Source organism: Saccharopolyspora pogona (assembly GCF_014697215.1).
GTDB classification, from domain to species: Bacteria; Actinomycetota; Actinomycetes; order Mycobacteriales; family Pseudonocardiaceae; genus Saccharopolyspora; species Saccharopolyspora hattusasensis.
The window spans coordinates 5,004,977-5,022,565 of the sequence record NZ_CP031142.1 but is presented as its reverse complement, the minus strand read 5'-3'; the positions used below and the strand labels follow the sequence as shown (position 1 = coordinate 5,022,565).

General features: G+C 68.7%; 18 protein-coding genes and 3 pseudogenes. 12 read left to right on the top strand and 9 right to left on the bottom strand.

The window, feature by feature from the left end; all coding sequences use genetic code 11:
- Positions 1–15: 15 nt before the first annotated feature.
- Positions 16–390, bottom strand: a complete 375-nt coding sequence (gene zapE / locus DL519_RS47085) for an AFG1/ZapE family ATPase (protein WP_397545067.1) — start codon at positions 388–390, stop codon at positions 16–18.
- A 29-nt stretch (positions 391–419) separates the two neighbouring features.
- A pseudogene (zapE, locus tag DL519_RS50270) lies at positions 420–605 on the bottom strand (AFG1/ZapE family ATPase); the annotation flags it as partial.
- A gap of 157 nt (positions 606–762) precedes the next feature.
- Here zapE (DL519_RS50270) and DL519_RS23040 point away from each other — a divergent pair.
- Entirely contained in the window at positions 763–1,362 is a 600-nt protein-coding gene (locus tag DL519_RS23040) for a TetR/AcrR family transcriptional regulator (RefSeq protein ID WP_190817844.1), read from the top strand.
- 588 nt (positions 1,363–1,950) lie between these two features.
- Here the strand turns inward: DL519_RS23040 and DL519_RS23035 are convergent.
- Both DL519_RS23035 and DL519_RS23025 read right to left on the bottom strand, forming a co-directional pair.
- Positions 1,951–2,306 (bottom strand): annotated as a pseudogene (locus tag DL519_RS23035) (isocitrate/isopropylmalate family dehydrogenase).
- 272 nt (positions 2,307–2,578) lie between these two features.
- Entirely contained in the window at positions 2,579–4,045 is a 1,467-nt protein-coding gene (locus tag DL519_RS23025; RefSeq protein ID WP_190817842.1) for a helix-turn-helix transcriptional regulator, read from the bottom strand.
- Positions 4,046–4,163: 118 nt separating this feature from the next.
- On the opposite strand from DL519_RS23025, the gene aceA reads away from it, so the two are divergent.
- Together aceA and DL519_RS23015 are read left to right on the top strand one after the other, a co-directional pair.
- A complete protein-coding gene (aceA, locus tag DL519_RS23020; protein WP_190817840.1) occupies positions 4,164–5,477 on the top strand; it encodes an isocitrate lyase in 1,314 nt (437 codons plus the stop codon).
- A gap of 264 nt (positions 5,478–5,741) precedes the next feature.
- Positions 5,742–6,302, top strand: a complete 561-nt coding sequence (locus tag DL519_RS23015) for a Uma2 family endonuclease (protein ID WP_190817838.1) — start codon at positions 5,742–5,744, stop codon at positions 6,300–6,302.
- 9 nt (positions 6,303–6,311) lie between these two features.
- Here DL519_RS23015 and DL519_RS23010 read toward each other — a convergent pair whose 3' ends face one another.
- Positions 6,312–6,941 carry a GNAT family N-acetyltransferase gene (locus DL519_RS23010; RefSeq protein WP_190817836.1) on the bottom strand — a complete coding sequence of 210 codons (630 nt, stop codon included), beginning with the start codon at positions 6,939–6,941 and terminating at the stop codon, positions 6,312–6,314.
- A gap of 176 nt (positions 6,942–7,117) precedes the next feature.
- Between DL519_RS23010 and DL519_RS23005 the strand changes: the two genes are divergently transcribed.
- The 3 genes and pseudogenes from DL519_RS23005 to DL519_RS47070 all read left to right on the top strand — a co-directional run.
- Positions 7,118–8,164, top strand: a complete 1,047-nt coding sequence (locus tag DL519_RS23005; protein WP_190824162.1) for an NAD(P)H-dependent flavin oxidoreductase — start codon at positions 7,118–7,120, stop codon at positions 8,162–8,164.
- A gap of 342 nt (positions 8,165–8,506) precedes the next feature.
- A complete protein-coding gene (locus tag DL519_RS47075) occupies positions 8,507–8,659 on the top strand; it encodes an MOSC domain-containing protein (protein WP_223840478.1) in 153 nt (50 codons plus the stop codon).
- Positions 8,629–8,910 (top strand): annotated as a pseudogene (locus DL519_RS47070) (MOSC domain-containing protein); the annotation flags it as partial. The gene DL519_RS47075 and the pseudogene DL519_RS47070, both read left to right, overlap by 31 nt.
- A gap of 353 nt (positions 8,911–9,263) precedes the next feature.
- On the opposite strand, the gene DL519_RS22995 reads toward DL519_RS47070, so the two are convergent.
- The 3 genes from DL519_RS22995 to DL519_RS47060 all read right to left on the bottom strand — a co-directional run bounded on the left by DL519_RS22995 (position 9,264) and on the right by DL519_RS47060 (position 10,938).
- Positions 9,264–10,268, bottom strand: a complete 1,005-nt coding sequence (locus DL519_RS22995) for a methyltransferase (protein ID WP_223839423.1) — start codon at positions 10,266–10,268, stop codon at positions 9,264–9,266.
- Positions 10,269–10,504: 236 nt separating this feature from the next.
- Positions 10,505–10,711, bottom strand: a complete 207-nt coding sequence (locus DL519_RS47065; RefSeq protein WP_223839421.1) for a VOC family protein — start codon at positions 10,709–10,711, stop codon at positions 10,505–10,507.
- On the bottom strand, positions 10,708–10,938 hold the full coding sequence (locus tag DL519_RS47060; RefSeq protein WP_223839419.1) for a VOC family protein: 231 nt from the start codon (positions 10,936–10,938) through the stop codon (positions 10,708–10,710). Before DL519_RS47060 ends, DL519_RS47065 begins: the two co-directional genes overlap by 4 nt.
- 64 nt (positions 10,939–11,002) lie before the next feature.
- Between DL519_RS47060 and DL519_RS22985 the strand changes: the two genes are divergently transcribed.
- Positions 11,003–11,308, top strand: a complete 306-nt coding sequence (locus DL519_RS22985; protein WP_190817834.1) for an ArsR/SmtB family transcription factor — start codon at positions 11,003–11,005, stop codon at positions 11,306–11,308.
- A 47-nt stretch (positions 11,309–11,355) separates the two neighbouring features.
- Complete coding sequence (locus DL519_RS22980) at positions 11,356–11,793, top strand: NUDIX hydrolase (RefSeq protein ID WP_190817832.1); 438 nt, start codon at positions 11,356–11,358, stop codon at positions 11,791–11,793.
- 223 nt (positions 11,794–12,016) lie between these two features.
- On the opposite strand, the gene DL519_RS22975 is transcribed toward DL519_RS22980, so the two are convergent.
- Entirely contained in the window at positions 12,017–12,370 is a 354-nt protein-coding gene (locus tag DL519_RS22975; protein ID WP_190817830.1) for a hypothetical protein, read from the bottom strand.
- Between the two features lie 400 nt (positions 12,371–12,770).
- Here DL519_RS22975 and DL519_RS22970 point away from each other — a divergent pair, with 400 nt between their 5' ends.
- From DL519_RS22970 to mmsB, 4 genes are all read left to right on the top strand, one after another.
- Positions 12,771–14,270 (top strand): CoA-acylating methylmalonate-semialdehyde dehydrogenase, encoded by a 1,500-nt coding sequence (locus DL519_RS22970; RefSeq protein WP_190817829.1) that lies wholly within the window; start codon positions 12,771–12,773, stop codon positions 14,268–14,270.
- 98 nt (positions 14,271–14,368) lie between these two features.
- The gene (locus tag DL519_RS22965; RefSeq protein ID WP_190817827.1) at positions 14,369–15,538 is read left to right on the top strand and encodes an acyl-CoA dehydrogenase family protein; all 1,170 of its coding nucleotides are present in this window, start codon (positions 14,369–14,371) and stop codon (positions 15,536–15,538) included.
- Between the two features lie 45 nt (positions 15,539–15,583).
- Positions 15,584–16,618 (top strand): enoyl-CoA hydratase/isomerase family protein, encoded by a 1,035-nt coding sequence (locus DL519_RS22960; RefSeq protein ID WP_190817825.1) that lies wholly within the window; start codon positions 15,584–15,586, stop codon positions 16,616–16,618.
- Between the two features lie 49 nt (positions 16,619–16,667).
- Entirely contained in the window at positions 16,668–17,558 is an 891-nt protein-coding gene (gene mmsB, locus DL519_RS22955; protein ID WP_168587037.1) for a 3-hydroxyisobutyrate dehydrogenase, read from the top strand.
- The last annotated feature ends 31 nt before the right edge of the window (positions 17,559–17,589 follow it).

The following is a 17,589-nucleotide window of genomic DNA, read 5'->3' as shown; positions in this document are numbered from 1 at the left end:
GGTGCCGGATCGTCCTCAGTGGACTTCGGTTGTGGCGATCGGGCGGAGCGCAGCGAGTCGGCTGGCGGTGCGTTCGACATCGGTGCCGTTCGCCAAGGTGTCGGCGATGCTGTGGTCGGCGAGCACGTGCGTGGTGATGTCCTTGTCGCACCACACGTCTACGACGTTGGCGAAGCGCTGCCGCGTGTCCGGGCTGCAGTCGGCAAGCTTCGGCACACCGCCGATCACCCACGTGTCGAACTGCTCGGCGAGTGCGAGGTAGTCCCGCGTTGATGTCGCTGTGGCGCAGAGTTCGGTGAAGTCGAACCACGCCAACCGATCGCGCACTGCCAACGCTCGGAGGTCGCGGCCGCGAGAAGTTCGCCCACTGCCGCGTCCACCGCGCTGGATCCGCTCGACGAGCGGTGTCGGGCGACGCTGCGGTGCAACTGGTCGAAGAAGTCGTGGAAGTGCATGCGCAGCTTGCCGCGGACGGGCGCTTCGGTGAAGAACGCGTCGGCCAGGAAGCTCTTGCCGCGCCCCGCCGGCCCGAACAAGTACAGGCCGCGCGGCCGGTAGAAGTGTTTCCGGAGGCCGGAGCCCAGTTCGGCCAGCTTGTCGGCCACCGGACGCTGCGCGTCGTCGAGTTCGAACCCTTGTCGGGACGCTGCCAGGTCGAAGCGTGCTCGCAGTTCTTTGAATCGGCCGGTCAACTTTCCTCCGCTCTACATCCGTAGAGGCTCTATGGATGTAGAGTACCGGTGTTGTTGGGGAGGTCGAGTGATGCGTGAGCAGGACCGCCGGACGCGCATCGCCGATGCCGCGATCGAGATCGTCGCCGAGCAGGGGGTCCGGGCGCTCACGCACCTGGCCGTCGACGGTCGGCTGGGGCTGCCGCGCGGTTCGACTTCGTACTACATGCGCACCAGGCGGGCTCTGCTGGAAGCCACGGTGGCGCGGTTGGCGGTGCGGGCGAGGGCGGATTTCGACGCGGTCGCGGGGCCGGCCTTCGAGGGGCCGCCGGATGTTCGTGCCGCAGCCGACGGGATCGCGGCTCAGCTGGATCGGATGCTAGGACCTCGTCGCAGCGACACCATCGCCCGGTATGTGCTCGTCGCAGAGGTCGCCGCAGCCGCGGAACTGCACGAGCCGCTCGCGCGGGCGGCGTTCTCCCGGCCGCTTGCCGTGGAGCTGATGGTCACCCTGCGGGCGCCCGATCCGGAGAGCGCTGGGGCTGATCTGGTTAGCCTGTGCGAGGGGCTGGTGTTCGACAGGGTCATCGGGAGCCGGTCTTTGGATGCCACGGAGCCTGGGAGCCCGGCCAGCGTCGAGCAGCTTTCACGGGCGATCCAGGCTTTCCTGCGCGGCGTGCTCGGCCCGTGATCCGGCGGAAAGTCCAGCGGTCGGTGCTGGTCGTGCTTCAGTCCCAGACGAGGGAGAGGACGCGGTTGCCTGCGGGGATACCGGGTTCGTCCCCGGGGGCCGCGATCGCGTAGTCCTCGATGACGCCGTCGGCTTGCAGGGATTCCGCGTCGAGCATTTCCTCGATAGCGATTCCTCCTCGGTGTTGCCGACGAAGAATTCGTCGATGGTGAGCAGAGGCGGGGCGTCGTACGCGGCATCCGCGCGTGCGAGAACGTCGGCCTGCGAGATCACACCCACGACGCTGTGCGAAGCCCTGCACCACACCGCTTGAGGCCGATTTTCACTGTTTGAGGCTCGTGGGTGCTTTCACGGTGTGGCGTTGTGGTGGGGCCGCTTCGGGGCCGCTTTCTGAAGCGCCGAGGCTCTTCACATGCCCTCACGCGCCCCGGGCTATCCAGGGCGCTGCCGGGGTCGGGTGTGAGGTGAACGGCCCGTTTGCGCCGTCTATTGGGGTGATCGGTCCGTTCGCTTCACTCCAGCGACGCGCAGATACACCACCGCCGCGCAACGAGTTCCCAAACAGCCTTTGTAACTCCCAAATAGGACTCACGGTGCTTGATCAGTGTCGAGGGCGTTGATGATGGCTCGGGTGGCGGCTTTGGTCCCGCTCTCGGGGCAGCCGTTGGGAAGCAGGCGGATCTGCCCCTCGGGATATGCCCGGGTGACGGCGTCCTTGATGCGCGCCGCCGTCGCGTGGTCGCCGAGGTGTTCCAGCATGAGGGCGGCCGCGAGGATTTGGGAGGTCGGGTTCGCCTCGTTCCGCCCGGCGATCGTGGGAGCGCTGCCGTGGATGGGTTCGAAGTAGGCGGCGTGGTCGCCGATGTTGCCGGACGGCAAATGCCGAGTCCGCCGATGGTGGCCGCGCCGACGTCGCTGAGGATGTCGCCGAGGAAGTTCTCCATGACGAGCACGTCGAAATGCCCGGGATCGGCGACGAGGTCGTGCCTGGCGCCTGACGGTTTTCGAGCTCGATGACGCCGGTGAGTACCAGTTGATTGCCAAGGCCAGCGGCCCAGAGGCGTTCGACGCGGAGCTGCCGTTCCGGGTCCGCATCGTGCCGTCGGAGCTGCTGGGCCGCCGTCGCTCGGTCTAGGCGTCTGCGGGTTGCGTGCGATGTCTGGTGGGCGGCGATTTCGCGCGAAATCGCCGCCCACCAGCGGATGTCCCTCGGCACTCAGCCCTGGTGTGCTTCGACGAACGCGTACACGTCGGCCTCATCCACGCCGGGAAAGGTGTCCGACGGCAGTGCGGCGAGCACGTGCGAGTGGGCTCGGGCCGACGGCCACACCATGCCTTCCCAGCGGCTCGCGAGATCCGCGGGCGGGCGCTGGCAGCATTCGCCGTTCGGGCACTTCGACTTGGAGTGGTTGTTGGTGTCCCGGCCCCGGAACCACCGCGACTCCGTGTAGGGCACTCCTAGGGTGATCGCGAAATCCCGCCCGCGGCTGGGGTCGACGTGCGCGACGCACCAGTGCGTGGCACCGGGCTTGTCGGTGTACTGGTAGTAGGTCGAGTAGCGGTCCGGGGATGCGAACACCTGGCGTCCCGCCCAGTACCGGCACATCCGCTGCCCCTCGATGGCGCCGGTCGGGTCGGTGGGAAAGACCAGCCCATCGTTCTCGTACGCCTTGTAGATGATGCCGGTCTCGTCGTTGCGCACGAAGTGGCAGACGAGGTCCAGGTACTGGGTGGCGAGGTTGGTGAACCGGTGCGCGGCCATCTCGTAGGACACGGAGAACACGTCGCGCAGGTCCTCGACGGCGAGGTCGCGCTCGGCCTTCGCGTCCTGCAGGAACGGCACGGCCGTCTGCTCGGGCACCAGGACCGCGGCGGCGAAGTAGTTCGCCTCGACGCGCTGCCGGAGGAAGTCGGCGAAGTCGCGGGGCTGGCGGTGGCCGAGGCTGAGGTGGCCGAGGGTCTGCAGCAGGATGGTCCGTGGGCTGTGCATGCCCAGCGATTCGCGGCGCAGGAAGATCCGCCGGTTCTTCAGGTCGGTCACCGAGCGCACCGAGCGGGGCAGGTCGGTGACGAACCGCAGCCCGTAGCCGAGGTGCGTGGCGATGGACTGGATCAGGCCCTCGGACAGCGGGCCGCCGTGGTAGCCGACCTTGTCGAGGATGCCGGCAGCAGCCTTCTCGATCTCGGGGAAGTAGTTGCCGTGCTCGCGCATCATGCCGCGCAGCTCGGCGTTGGCCTTGCGGGCCTCTTCAGGGGTGGCGACCTGCTTGGTCTCGCGGCGCTTGAGTTCTTCGTAGAGCGCGAGGACGTGTTCCAGGGCTTCGGTGGGGACGCGTTTGCCGGCCTTCAGCGGCGGCACGCCCAGCCGTTGGTAGATCGGGTCGAACTGCGCCTTCTCCACGGCGATCTCCAGCTCGGCGCGCCGGTTCGGCGGCTTCTTGGACAGCAGGTCGTCGACGGAGCTGCCCAGCGCATCCGCTAGTGCGCGCAACAACGACAGCTTCGGCTCGCGGTGGCCGTTCTCCAGCAGCGACAGCTGCGACGGCGCGCGCCCGACCCGTTCGCCCAGTTCCACGAGGGTGAGCCCGGCTGCCCGGCGCAAGTGCCGCAGCCGCTGACCGAAGACCAAAAGGTCGTGTTCTGTTGAAAAACTACGGTCTTCTTCCGTAGCGAACTCCGTCATGGAGTTGATGTTAGCAGAAAAAATGCGAAAATTACCTCGAAATACTGGTCGTGTTTCGCTGGATCGGGGTCAAGACTGGGATCAACAGGCCGCAGGGCGATCTCGGAAGGGGAACATCATGAGCATCCGCGAGCAGGCGAAGCAGGCCGTCGAGGAGTTGCAGCGTGACTGGGACACCAACCCGCGTTGGCAGGGCATCGAGCGAACCCACTCGGCCGAGACCGTCATCCGCCTCCGCGGTTCCGTGCGCGAAGAGCACACCCTCGCCCGGCAGGGCAGCGAGCGACTGTGGAAGCTGCTGCACGAGACCGATTACGTCAACTCGCTCGGCGCCCTGACCGGCAACCAGGCGGTCCAGCAGGCCCGCGCCGGTCTGCAGGCCATCTACCTGTCCGGCTGGCAGGTCGCCGCGGACGCCAACCTGGCCGGCGAGACCTACCCGGACCAGAGCCTGTACCCGGCCAACTCGGTCCCGGCGGTCGTGCGGCGGATCAACAACGCCCTCAAGCGCGCCGACCAGATCAACTGGTCCGAGGCGCTGGACCCGCAGGGCGCCGGCGGCGAGAGCGAGGACATCCACTGGCTGGCGCCGATCGTCGCCGACGCCGAGGCCGGTTTCGGTGGCGTGCTCAACGCCTACGAGCTCATGAAGGGCATGATCGCCGCTGGCGCTGCAGGCGTGCACTGGGAGGACCAACTGGCCTCCGAGAAGAAGTGCGGCCACCTCGGCGGCAAGGTGCTCATCCCCACCGGCCAGCACGTCAAGACGCTCAACGCCGCGCGCCTGGCCGCGGACGTCGCCGGCGTCCCGAGCCTGGTCATCGCCCGCACCGACGCGCAGGCCGCGACGTTGCTGACCAGCGACATCGACGAGCGCGACCAGCAGTACGTCACCGGTGAGCGCACCCCGGAGGGCTTCTACAAGGTGCGCAACGGCGTCGAGCCGTGCATCACCCGCGCCCTGGCCTACGCGCCGCACTCGGACCTGATCTGGATGGAGACCTCGACCCCGGACCTGGAGGTCGCACGCCGGTTCGCCGAGGCCGTCAAGGACAAGTTCCCGGAGCAGATGCTGGCCTACAACTGCTCGCCGTCGTTCAACTGGAAGAAGAACCTCGACGACAGCACCATCGCCAAGTTCCAGCGCGAACTCGGCCACATGGGCTACAAGTTCCAGTTCATCACGCTGGCCGGTTTCCACGCGCTGAACTACAGCATGTTCGACCTGGCCAAGGGCTACGCGGCGGACGGCATGACGTCCTACGTGGACCTCCAGGAGCGCGAGTTCGCGGCGGAGGACCGCGGCTACACCGCGACCCGCCACCAGCGCGAAGCGGGCACCGGCTACTTCGACCTGATCAGCACCGCGGTGAGCCCGGACTCCTCGACCACCGCGCTGGCCGGTTCGACCGAGGCGGCCCAGTTCCACTGATCTCGCGGACCAACTGAATCCGTGGTCGGCGCGTGGGTAGCGCGCCGACCACGCCCCAGACGCACCAGCGGCCCTGTGGCGGGGTGTCAGAAAATCGCGATGGTGCGAGTGGGCGGGAACCCAGGCGTCGGGTTCCCGCCCACTTTTTCGTTCCCCTTTCCGGTGATCATTGGTGGCGGCTGTATCTGTTCGGGCCCTTCGCTCCTCTTTATTTGCGGGACTCCGAAAACCTCGGGGCCCGCAAGCGAGTGGAGGGAGCAAGTGATGTCGATCGATCTTGGCGGGCGCCGGTTCACGGTCCAGGACCTGGAGGCGTTTCCGGAGGACGGCCGACGGTACGAACTCGTCGACGGCGAGCTGCTGGTGGGCCCGGCACCGGGCTGGCCGCACCAGGAGGCGCTCGGTGCCTTGTTCGTCCGCCTGCACCGGGCGAGCCCGCCCGATTACCGGGTGCTGTCCGCGCCGTTCGCGGTGCGCCAGGACCTGTGGACCGAGTTGCGGCCTGACATCCTGGTCGCGCGCTACGAAGACCTGACGCTGAAGAACTTGCGGACCGCACCGGTGCTCGCGGTGGAGGTGGCGTCGCCGAGCAGCCGGTTGAACGACATCAGCCTGCGGAAGGCTGCCCACGCCAGGCTGGGCACCCAGCACTTCTGGCTGGTCGACCCGGATCTGGAGGTGCCGTCGGTGACGGCTTGGGAACTGGTCGGCGGCAGCGAGTACCAGCGGGTGGCGCGGGTCGTTGGGGACGAGCTGTTCGAGCCGCAGCGACCATTCCCGCTCCGCTTCGCCCCGGTAGACCTGGTCGCGGGGTTGCGGCCCTGACTCGGGTCGTCAGCGGTCGACCGGCCGCCACATGCCGTGGACGGTGAGACCACCGATGATCGGGTACTCGTGGATCACGCGGAATCCGAGCCGCTCGAAACGCGCGACCCCGATGTGCGTCGTGGCTTCCAGGTAGATCGGGGTGTCGTGGGCGTCGGCGCGCGCCAACCCGGATTCCAGCAGGGCGCGGCCGAGCCCGCGGCCGCGGGCCTGCGGAGCCGTGCCGATCGCGGCCAGGTGCCAGTGCGGTTCGTCCGGCCGGTGGCTGTCGGTGGCGTTGAACGCCTCGATCGCCCGTGCGGTTTCGGGAAGCCGCCAGCGGAAAACCGACAGCAGCGCCGGGAGGTGCGCGAGGCGTCGACCGAGTGGAGCTGTTCGGCTGCCCGGCCGGTCCCAAACCGCGACAGCCGCCGGGTATCCGTTCAGTGCGGCGATCTCGGTGTCGTGGTCGAGATGGTCTTGCTTGAGCAGAAGGGAGAACAGTGCACGGAGCTTGGTTTCTCGCTGCGCCTGGTTCGGCAGCAGCCCGGCCATCCGGGGCTCGTCGCGGTATGCCGTGCCGAGCAGTTCGGTGAGTTTTGCGGTGTCTTCGCCGCTGGCGGCGCGGAGCACGAGGTCATCGCGCGTGGTGGTTCGCATGGGGTGCCCTTCCGATCAGATCCTCAATTCCAGTTATGCCCGGGTGAAAGGAGGAATGCCGTTGAAAGAGTGCCGGCTCACGCACAACTGAATCAGCTGCCGGGTCACCTGGCCGGGGTTGTGGTGTGCGCGATGCTCTGATGCGCTCCCGGTGGGGCTGGGGCTACCGTCGAAACATGATCGCAGAGCGACGAATTCCGCTGATCGCGGCGCCGATGGCGGGCGGCGTCTCTACGCCGGAACTGACCGCGGCGGTGAGCGCTGCGGGGGCCTTCGGTTTCCTGGCCGCCGGCTATCTGACGGCGGATGCACTGGCCAACCAGATCGCGGGGGTGCGGGCGATCACGTCGGAGCCTTTCGGCGTGAACCTCTTCGTCCCGGGTGAGCGGCGGGACCTCGATCTCTCCGACTACCGGACGCGGGTCGAGGCGGCGGCCGCGCGGCACGGGGCCGAGGCGGGCTCGCCGAGCTGGGACGACGACAACTACCCGGCCAAGGTGGAGTTGGTGATCGCCGAGCGGATCCCGGTCGTGTCGTTCACCTTCGGGCTCCCGGAAAGGTCCATTGTGGATCGACTGCGCGAGGTGGGGTCCCAGGTCGTCGCCACGGTCACGACTCCGCAGGAGGCGCGTGCTGCCGCGGATGCGGGGGCGGACCTGCTGTGCGTGCAGGGCATGGAGGCTGGTGGGCACCGTGCGGTGTTCAACGACGACCCGGCGCTGCCGGGCGGCGGGTCGCTGTTCGGCCTGCTGGCGGCGATCCGCGTGGTCCAGGCGGAGGTCGACCTGCCGATCATTGCGGCGGGCGGTCTGGTGCACGGTGCTGATGTCGCGGCGGTGCTGTCCGCGGGTGCGGTGGCGGCCCAGTTGGGCACTGCGTTCCTGGTGTGCGACGAGGCGGGCACGCCGCCGACCCAGCGTGCAGAAATCGCCGCGGGGCAGCGGGAAACCGAGCTGACGCGCGCGTTCAGCGGACGCCCGGCGCGGGGGCTGGTGAACCGGTTCCTGGCCGACAACGGTGACGCCCCGGCGGTGTACCCGCAGCTGAACAACCTGACCAAGCCGATGCGCGGTGCCGCGGGCAAGGCCGGCGACCCGGAACTGATGTCGCTGTGGGCGGGCCAAACTTATGCCCAGGCGCGCCCGCTGCCGGCAGCGGAACTGGTGCGTCGCCTGACCGAAGAAGCACGCCAAGCACTGCAGCAGGCCAGCATCCGGCTGTAGCAACGACCGAGATCGCGTCCGCGGACAACCGGACGCGATCAACCGAACACTGCCGCGCGGCAGCAATGGGGAGGGTGGGGGGAGGGGAGGGCCCCGAGGAAACCCGCGCGGCAGCGGGCGAAAGGTGGTGGCGCTGCTCGGCGTTTGGTGTGCCGGGCGATACGCGACCGCACGCGTCAGGCATGCGTGGGCGGGGTCCGGGAGCCGCTGCTGTCGAGGGTGCCGGGGTGGAAACTCGATCACAAGTAAGCGTGGGCGGGTTACCGCTGGGCGCCTCGTGCTGGACTTGACGCGCTTCCTCCCCACGGATAAATCCGGGGGCCTCCGCACTACATTCCTTCGGTGAACCTGGCGGTGGTGCGGACCGGGGATTGGACCGGTCGGGTCGGGCGCAGCGACATCGACAAGCGCCCGGCGGAGCAGCCGGCGCGATTCGGGCAGGTCGGGGTGCGTGGCGACACGGTGTGCGACACGAAGCACCACGGGGCCTGGTAGCAGGCTGCTTACGCGTTCAACCGCGAGGAGCTCGCGTACTGGTCGAAGGAACTGGCCGCGAGCTGGTTCCCGGCAATGCCGGCGAGAACCTCACCCTGGCGGGTTGCGACAGCAGTTCTGCGGTGATCGGCGAGCGGTGGCGGGTCGGTGGGGCGGTGCTGCGGGTGACGGGTCCGCGCACGCCGTGCCGGGTGTTCGCCGGGTTCTGGGATGTCCAGGGGCTGGTCAAGCGGTTCACCGAGCACGGGCGGACCGGCGCGTACCTGGCGGTGGAGGAGCCGGGTGAGATCGCGGCGGGTGACGCGGTCGAGGTGATCTCCCGGCCTGGGCACGGGTGCAGGTGGCCGAGGTGTTCGCCCTCCAGATGCACGGCCGGGCCGACCTGGCCGAGCACGTCGCCGGTGGCCTGGACGACCTGCCGGAGAAATGGCGGAAGTCCGTCGGCGCCAGCCTGCAGCGCTGTTGAGGCTGCTCTCCGCCTTTGAAGCGCCGAAGGGCCCGCCGCGGACGTCGTCTGGCGAGGGCAGCTGGACATGCACAAGTCGAGGGAGCCCAGACGGTGCCCGAGGCCCGCTCCCCGCACCTTCGCGCAACGAAGCTGGCCCTACCGTTCGGGGCGGCATTCGATGATGGCGTAGCCGTTGTCCATCGGGGTGAAGTCCTCGACGGTCAGCCCGGCCGCCGCGGCTACCTGCTGGGTGCGGTCGAGATCGCGCATCCGGCCGCCGACGTAGATCATCATCCGCAGGTCCATCTCGGTGAACAGTGCCATCCGGTCCTTGTCGGGCAGCAGTTCGATGATCAGCAGCCGCCCGTCCGGCTCCACCGCCTGCCTGCAGTGTTCGAGGATCCGGATGGCGTCCTCGTCGTCCCAGTCGCCGAGGACGTCGCAGATCACCGCGGCGTCGGCCTGGATGGGCAGCGGGTCGAAGAAGCTCGCGGTGACCACCTCGGCGCGTTCCGCGACCCCCTGTTCCTGCAGGTAGTCGGCGGCGTTGCGGGCCGGGCCGATCAGGTCGACCAGGATGCCTCTCGACTGCGGGCTCGTCCGGAGGATCTCGGCGAGCAGCACGCCCTTGCCTCCGCCGACATCGGCGATCCGCGCGTATGCGCTCCAGTCGTGCGCGGTGGCGATCAGCGGAGCGATCCCGTACGTCTTGGTCTCCATCAGCGAGTCGAACGAGTCCGACAGCTGGGGGTTGTGCGCGAGGTCTTCCCAGAAGGACCGGCCGAACGCGGCCGGGTAGGCGGGGTGGTGGCCCCGGACCTGTTCGATGAGCTCGACGAAGGCGAGGTCGGCGCGGCCGACTGCGCCGTCGAGGTCCAGCCAAGGTTGTGGGCCGTCGGCCAGGTCGCTGCGCAGCGCGTCCGAGGCCTCGTTGGGGCCGAAGACGTCCGGCTCGGGTTCGGTGAACATGCCGTGGTGCACCAGGAATCGCAGCACGCGCCCGAGCGGGTCCGCCTCGGCCTTGCAGAGGTGCGCGATCTCGGCGAGCGGGAGCGGCCCGTCCTTGACCACATCGGGCACCCGGAGGGTGGCCGCGGTTCGAACTGCGAACGGCGTGGCCAGGTCCGCCATTGCCCAGATGTCGGGTGACTCGGGGGGCATGTGTTGCAGGGTAAGCCCGTGACGCCTGCTCAGCGCGCCGCGATCCGGACCGGGCTCGGACGCGGTTCCGGCCAGTTCCGGCTGTGCTTTGTGGACGGCTCGCCGCCGCCACGTGGTGGAAGGCAGCTCGTCTGCCGCGAAACCGTTGGTCTTGAAGGGAAAGCCCGCGATCCGCGATGTGCGGCCGATATGAGTCCTTCGGGCCGCCGTGGCGGACTGAAGGACTCGCAGATCCGCTAGAGCCCGAAGACGCCTTCGCTGATCGCGCTCGGTGCTCCGGGGTTGCCTTGCCGCACGTCCCAGGTCCAGAACTCGACGATGTTGTGGTCCGGGTCGGCCACGTACGCCGAGCGGGCATTGCCCGGGCTGAACTCCACTTCGTTGACCTGCACGCCGTGCGCACGAACCCGTTCGACGGCCGCGTCGTATTCGCTGTCGCTCACCGGCAGCGCGTAGTGGACGTGCACGCCGCCCCGGGCGCGGGCGGTGCCCAGCGCCGGCTTCCACCGGCCGATCCTGGTGCCACCGGCACCCACACCGTTTCGCGGTTGCGCCAGCGCTCGCCTTCCCAGGTTTCGATGGCCAGGAAGCCGAGCACTTCGGTGTAGAAGGGCTCCGAGGCGGCCAGGTCCGCCACCTCCAGGACCAGCTCGTTCACACCGGACGGCATTGCCATCCTCCTATATAGAGAAACTCCTATCCTCTATATAGGAGAATAACGATACAATGATCGGGTGGGCAACGATGATCTGGCGCAATCCGCCAGCCTGTTCCGGGCGATGGGGCACCCCATCCGGCTCGGCGTCCTCGACCGGCTCCGCGGGGAGGGCGAGATCTGCGCCTGCGACTTCACCGAATACTTCGGCGTGAGCCAGCCGACCATCTCCGGGCACCTGCGGACGTTGCGTGAGGCCGGGCTGGTGCGAACCCGGCGGGACGGCACCCAGATCTGCTACTCGCTCGAACCCGGAGCGCTGGAAGTGGTCCGGCGGATGTCCATCCACCTCGCTGGTCCCGGTCTCGTAGGGGTGTGCGAGTAGCCAGGGTGGGCCGGTACGGTGGCGAAAAGCCCGGGAGGACGGTCCGCATGCACCTGGCCGAAGTGGCCGATCTGGCCTGCCGAGACGCTGCCGACGGCGTGCAGCAGCAAATCGTCGCGGCCCTGGTCGACTCTGGCGGGCAGGTCCTGCTGGTGCGGCGTCGCGCGACGGATTCCCGTGGCGGCGAATGGGAATTCCCCGGCGGCAAGGTCGATCCGGGCGAAGACCTGAACACCGCGCTGCACCGCGAGGTGGTCGAGGAAACCAACCTCCGGATCGCCGAGATCACCGGATACCTCGGCGCGTTCGACTACACCACGCGGAGCGGCACGTACAACCGCCAGCACACCTGGTCGGTCACCGTCGCCACGACCGAAGACGTGCGGCTGACCGAGCACGACGCCTACGCCTGGGTCTCGACGGTCGACGAGATCCCGCTCGGCTCCGACCTCCGGAAAATTCTTGAAAAGCACCTCAAAGCCTGATCGTCCTTAGTGGACCAGCCGCACCCGGGTGCGGGACGGGTGATGACCTGGCGGCGGGCCCGGATTGCGCTACCGTACGCACCGGCGCGGATCATGTTTGGTGCGTGATCCATGACTTCAACGCAGACGGCTAGCTCACCCGAAGTGCCGGAGCTGACCCGATGCCGTCGAGTCGCTTCGATTCTGCCGGTTCCGGTCGTTGAGATGCGGCGCCGGAGCGGTTTCAGTCGTCGAGGCGCACGGTGACGGTGACGCGGCCGTGTTCGTCACGGTGGCCGACTGCGTGTCCGCTGCGGTCCGCGTCGTCCAGGTGCAGCGAGATCGGGCCGCCCGTACCCAGGAAGTTGCGCCACCACGTCTTGGAGTCGGGAAAGCGCACTCTGATCCTGACGACGTCGGCGGTGCGGCGGTAGACGACAGGTGTGCTGAACGTGCGCCCTGAGCGTCGTCCTGTGTAGGTGACGACCGTGAGGTATCGACTGGCCCATCGCCCCCACCGGGGCGAGGACCGCAATGCGAGCACACGCGCATTGAGCCGGCCCACGGCTCGCCGCGGAAACCACCCCTTGGTCTGCATGCATCCTCCATCGGCGAGCCTGGCGCGACAGGAATGATCCCTGGTCACCGACCGGTGTGAAAGTCACTCTCGGCGGCGAGGAAGTGGTTGGACATTGCCGGTGTCGGCAACATTAACACCGATAAGCGGAGTGTCCCGTCCGTTTTGCGCTGGAGCAGGGGCTTCGCCCCGCCGCGTGCCTGCTCTGTTCCTCGGCGGGACGGTTGCCGACCCGGCCGAATCGCCTTCGCCGCCGGTTCCGTTCGCCCTCGGGATGGCAACGCGTAGACGGCGGACCGCCCCCATAGTGGTGTGATGCAAAGCACCCTGTTGCATCCGTCGGATTTCTGGGAAAGATTGGAGTACCAAAGGTTTGGCTTCCTAGTAATTACCGACCGGTTCGGCGGAAGGGCGTTGCGACATGACCAACGAGCTGGAGCACTTCATCGGCGGCAAGCGCGTCGCGGGAACGTCCGGTTCCTTCGGTGATGTGTTCGATCCCAACACCGGGCAGGTACAGGCCAGGGTGCCGCTGGCCTCGGCGGAGGAGGTCTCGGCGGCGGTCAACAACGCCGCCGAGGCGCAGCCGGCGTGGGCCGCGATGAACCCGCAGAAGCGGGCGCGGGTGCTGATGCGGTTCCTCCAGCTGGTCAACGACGAGATGGACTCGCTGGCCCGCCTGCTCGCCTCCGAGCACGGCAAGACCGTCGCGGACGCCAAGGGCGACATCCAGCGAGGCCTGGAGGTCGTCGAGTTCGCCGTCGGCATCCCGCACCTGCTCAAGGGCGAGTACAGCGAGAGCGCCGGCACCGGCATCGACGTGTACTCGATGCGGCAACCGCTGGGCGTGGTCGCCGGCATCACCCCGTTCAACTTCCCGGCGATGATTCCGCTGTGGAAGGCGGCGCCGGCCATCGCCTGCGGCAACGCCTTCGTGCTCAAGCCCTCCGAACGCGACCCCTCGGTGCCGCTGCGGCTGGCCGAGCTGTTCGTCGAGGCCGGGCTGCCGCCGGGGATCTTCAACGTGGTCAACGGCGACAAGACCGCGGTGGACGCGATCCTGACCGAGCCGCGCATCGAGGCCGTCGGGTTCGTCGGTTCGTCGGCGATCGCCGAGTACATCTACTCGACGGCCGCGGCCCACGGGAAGCGCGCGCAGTGCTTCGGTGGCGCCAAGAATCACCTGATCGTGATGCCCGACGCCGACCTCGACCAGGCCACCGACGCCCTGATCGGCGCCGGCTACGGCTCCGCCGGGGAGCGCTGCATGGCGATCTCGGTGGCGGTGCCGGTCGGCGAGGCCACCGCGAACGCGCTTGTCGAGAAGCTCGTCGAGCGGGTGCACCAGCTCAAGATCGGAACCAGCTTCGACGAGTCCGCCGACTTCGGCCCGCTGGTGACCAAGCAGGCCTGGCAGCGGGTCCGCGACCTGATCGGCGTGGGCGTCGAGGAAGGCGCCGAACTGCTGGTCGACGGCCGGGACTTCAGGCTGGCCGGGCACGAGGACGGGTTCTTCCTGGGCGCCTCGCTGTTCGACCACGTCACCCCGGACATGCGGATCTACCAGGAGGAGATCTTCGGGCCGGTGCTGTCCGTGGTCCGCGCCGCCGACTACGACGACGCGGTCCGGCTGCCCAGCGAGAACGAGTACGGCAACGGCGTGGCGATCTTCACCCGCGACGGCGACGCGGCCCGCGAGTTCGTCTCGCGCGTCAACACCGGCATGGTCGGCGTCAACGTGCCGATCCCGGTGCCGATCGCCTACCACACCTTCGGCGGCTGGAAGCGGTCCGGATTCGGCGACCTCAACCAGCACGGGCCGGACTCGATTCGCTTCTACACGAAGACCAAGACGGTCACCTCGCGCTGGCCCTCCGGCCTCAAGGAAGGCGCCAGCTTCACCATTCCGACAATGCACTGAACCGGGTGGGTGCGGCGGCGGTTTCGCGCGAAATCGCCGCCGCACCCCCATTGGAGGTGGCGGTTTCGCGCGAAACCGCCGAGGAGAAGGGAGCGGACGTGTCCGTTGCAGCCGTCGCCGGTCCGGTGTCGCCGTTCGAGCTCACCGAGGACCAGCGCGCGATCCAGCAGACCGCGCGGGAATTCGCCGCCGAACAACTCGCCCCGCACGCCATCGAGTGGGACCAGGCCAAGCACTTCCCGGTGGAGGCGCTGCGCGCCGCCGGGCAACTCGGCATCGGCGGGGTCTACGTCGACGAGTCGGTCGGCGGCAGCGGGCTGAGCCGGTTCGAGTCGGTGCTGATCTTCGAGGCGCTGGCCACCGGCGACCCGTCGATCGCCGCCTACATCTCCATCCACAACATGTGCGCGGGCATGATCGACCGCTTCGGCACCGCCGAGCAGCGCGCCCGCTGGCTGCCCCGGCTGTGCTCGATGGAGCAGCTGGCCAGCTACTGCCTCACGGAGCCCGGCGCGGGCTCGGACGCGGCTGCGCTGCAGACCCGCGCGGTCCGTGACGATGACGGATACCTGCTCACCGGCGTCAAGCAGTTCATCTCCGGCGGTGGCAGCTCGGACGTCTACGTGGTGATGGCCCGCACCGGTGAGCCGGGCGCGAAGGGCATCTCCACCTTCATCGTCGAAGGCGACGCCGAAGGGCTGTCCTTCGGGGCCAACGAGAAGAAGATGGGCTGGAACGCCCAGCCGACCCGGCAGGTGATCTTCGACGGCGTCCGGGTGCCCGCCGACCAGCGGCTCGGCGAGGAGGGCATCGGCTTCCGGATCGCCATGACCGGCCTCGACGGCGGCCGCCTGAGCATCGCCGCGTGCTCGCTGGGCGGCGCGCAGGCCGCGCTCGACAAGAGCCTCGCCTACGTGCGGGAACGCAGCGCCTTCGGCGCCAAGCTCAGCGAGTTCCAGGTGCTGCAGTTCAAGCTCGCCGACATGGCCACCGATCTGGAGGCCGCCCGGCTGCTGCTGTGGCGGGCGGCGTGGGCGCTGGACGTCAAGGACCCCGGGGCCACCCGGTTGTGCGCGATGGCCAAGCGGCTGGCCACCGACGCGGGATTCGCGGTGGCCAACGAGGCACTTCAGATCCACGGTGGATACGGCTACCTTGCCGAGTACGGCCTGGAGAAGATCGTCCGCGACCTGCGGGTGCATCAGATCCTGGAAGGTACCAACGAAATCATGCGGCTGATCATCTCCCGGGGCCTGCTGGCGGCCTGACCGCCGCCGGCCCGGGTGGGCAGCGCGAGAACTTGGAGTCGCATCATGACGGAGCCCGAGATCCTGGTTCGCGAACAGGGATCGCTCGGACGGATCACGCTCAACCGACCCAAGGCGCTCAACTCCTTGACGCTGGGGATGGTGCGGGCGATGGCGCAGGCGGTGGAGCAGTGGCGCACCGCCGAGCACATCCGGGCGATCCTGATCGACGGGGCGGGCGAGCGCGGGCTGTGCGCGGGCGGCGACGTCCGCGCGCTGCACGACGCGGCGAAGGCCGGTGACGAGTCGCTGCCCGCCGCGTTCTGGACCGAGGAGTACCAGCTCAACTCGGCGCTCGCGGGCTACCCGAAGCCGGTCATCGGGATCATGGACGGCATCTGCATGGGCGGCGGCGTGGGCATCTCCGCCCACGGCTCGCACCGGGTGGTCACCGAGCGCTCCAAGGTCGGCATGCCCGAGGTCGGCATCGGTTTCATCCCCGACGTTGGCGGCACCTACCTGCTCTCCCGCACCCCCGGCGAGCTCGGCACCCACCTGGCGCTGACCGGCGCACCGATCGGCGGCGCCGACGCGATCTACTGCGGGGTGGCCGACTACTACGTCAACAGCGCGAACCTGCCGGAGCTCGTCGAGGCCCTGTCAGGTGGCGAGGTGGACGAGGTGCTGCAGAAGTTCTCCGAGCCCGCCCCCGAGGCGCCGCTGGCCGCGCAACGGGAGTGGATCGACGCGGCGTACTCGGCCGACAGCGTGGACGAGGTCCTGCGGCGCCTGCGCGAGCGGCCGGAAGAAGCCGCCCGCGAGACCGCCGAGGCGATCGAGCACAAGTCGCCGACCTCCCTCAAGGTCACCCTGAAGGCCCTGCGCAGCGACTACGGCTCGCTGGAGGAGGCCCTCGTCCAGGAGTACCGGCTGGCGATGGCGTGCGTGCGGATCGGCGACTTCGTCGAGGGTGTGCGCGCGACGCTGGTGGACAAGGACCGCAACCCGCAGTGGTCACCGGCGCAGCTGTCCGATGTGGACGAATCGCGGGTGGAGAAGTTCTTCGAGCCGGTCGCGGACGAGCCGAAACTGCTCGGCTGACGCCGCTTCGGCCTTGACGGAAATTCCAGCGCAGAAGGGGAAAATGACAATGGCTGTCATCGGATTCATCGGGCTGGGCCACATGGGCGGCCCGATGTCGGCGAACCTCGTCAAGGCCGGTCACGCGGTGCAGGGCTTCGACCTGGTGCCGGCGGCGCTGGAGGCCGCCGACCGGCATGGCGTGACCACCGTGGCGTCGGCCGCCGATGCCGTCGCCGGCGCCGATGCGGTGATCACCATGCTGCCCAGCGGCAAGCACGTGCTGGCCTGCTACGACGAGGTGCTGGCCGCGGCGAAGCCCGGCACCCTGCTCATCGACTCGTCCACGGTGGACGTCGCGGATGCCCGCCGGGCGCACGAGCGCGCCGCCGAGGCCGGGTTCGGCTCGATCGACGCCCCGGTCTCCGGCGGCACCGCAGGCGCCGAAGCGGGCACCCTGACGTTCATGGTGGGCGGGTCGGAGGAGGACTTCCACCGCGCCGAGCCCCTGCTGGAACCGATGGCGCGCAAGGTGATCCACTGCGGTGGTCCCGGCAACGGCCAGGTCACCAAGATGTGCAACAACCTCATCCTCGGCGCGTCCATGGTCGCGGTGAGCGAGGCGTTCGTGCTGGGGGAGCGGCTGGGGCTGTCGCACCAGGCGCTCTACGACGTAGCGTCGATCTCGACCGGGCAGTGTTGGGCGCTGACCACCAACTGCCCGGTGCCGGACCTGGTGGAGACCAGCCGGGCCAACCACGACTACGAGCCCGGCTTCGCCGCGGCGCTGATGCTCAAGGACCTCAAGCTGGCGACCTCGGCGGCGGAGCAGAGCGGCACGGACGCCGCGATCGGCCGCCTGGCCACCGAGCTCTACCAGCGGTTCAACGACGAGGGCGGCGGCAGCCTCGACTTCGGCGCGATCATCAAGTCCGTCCGGGAGCGCTCCGAGCAGCACTGACGGGAGATGTCGGTTTCGCGAGGAATCGCCG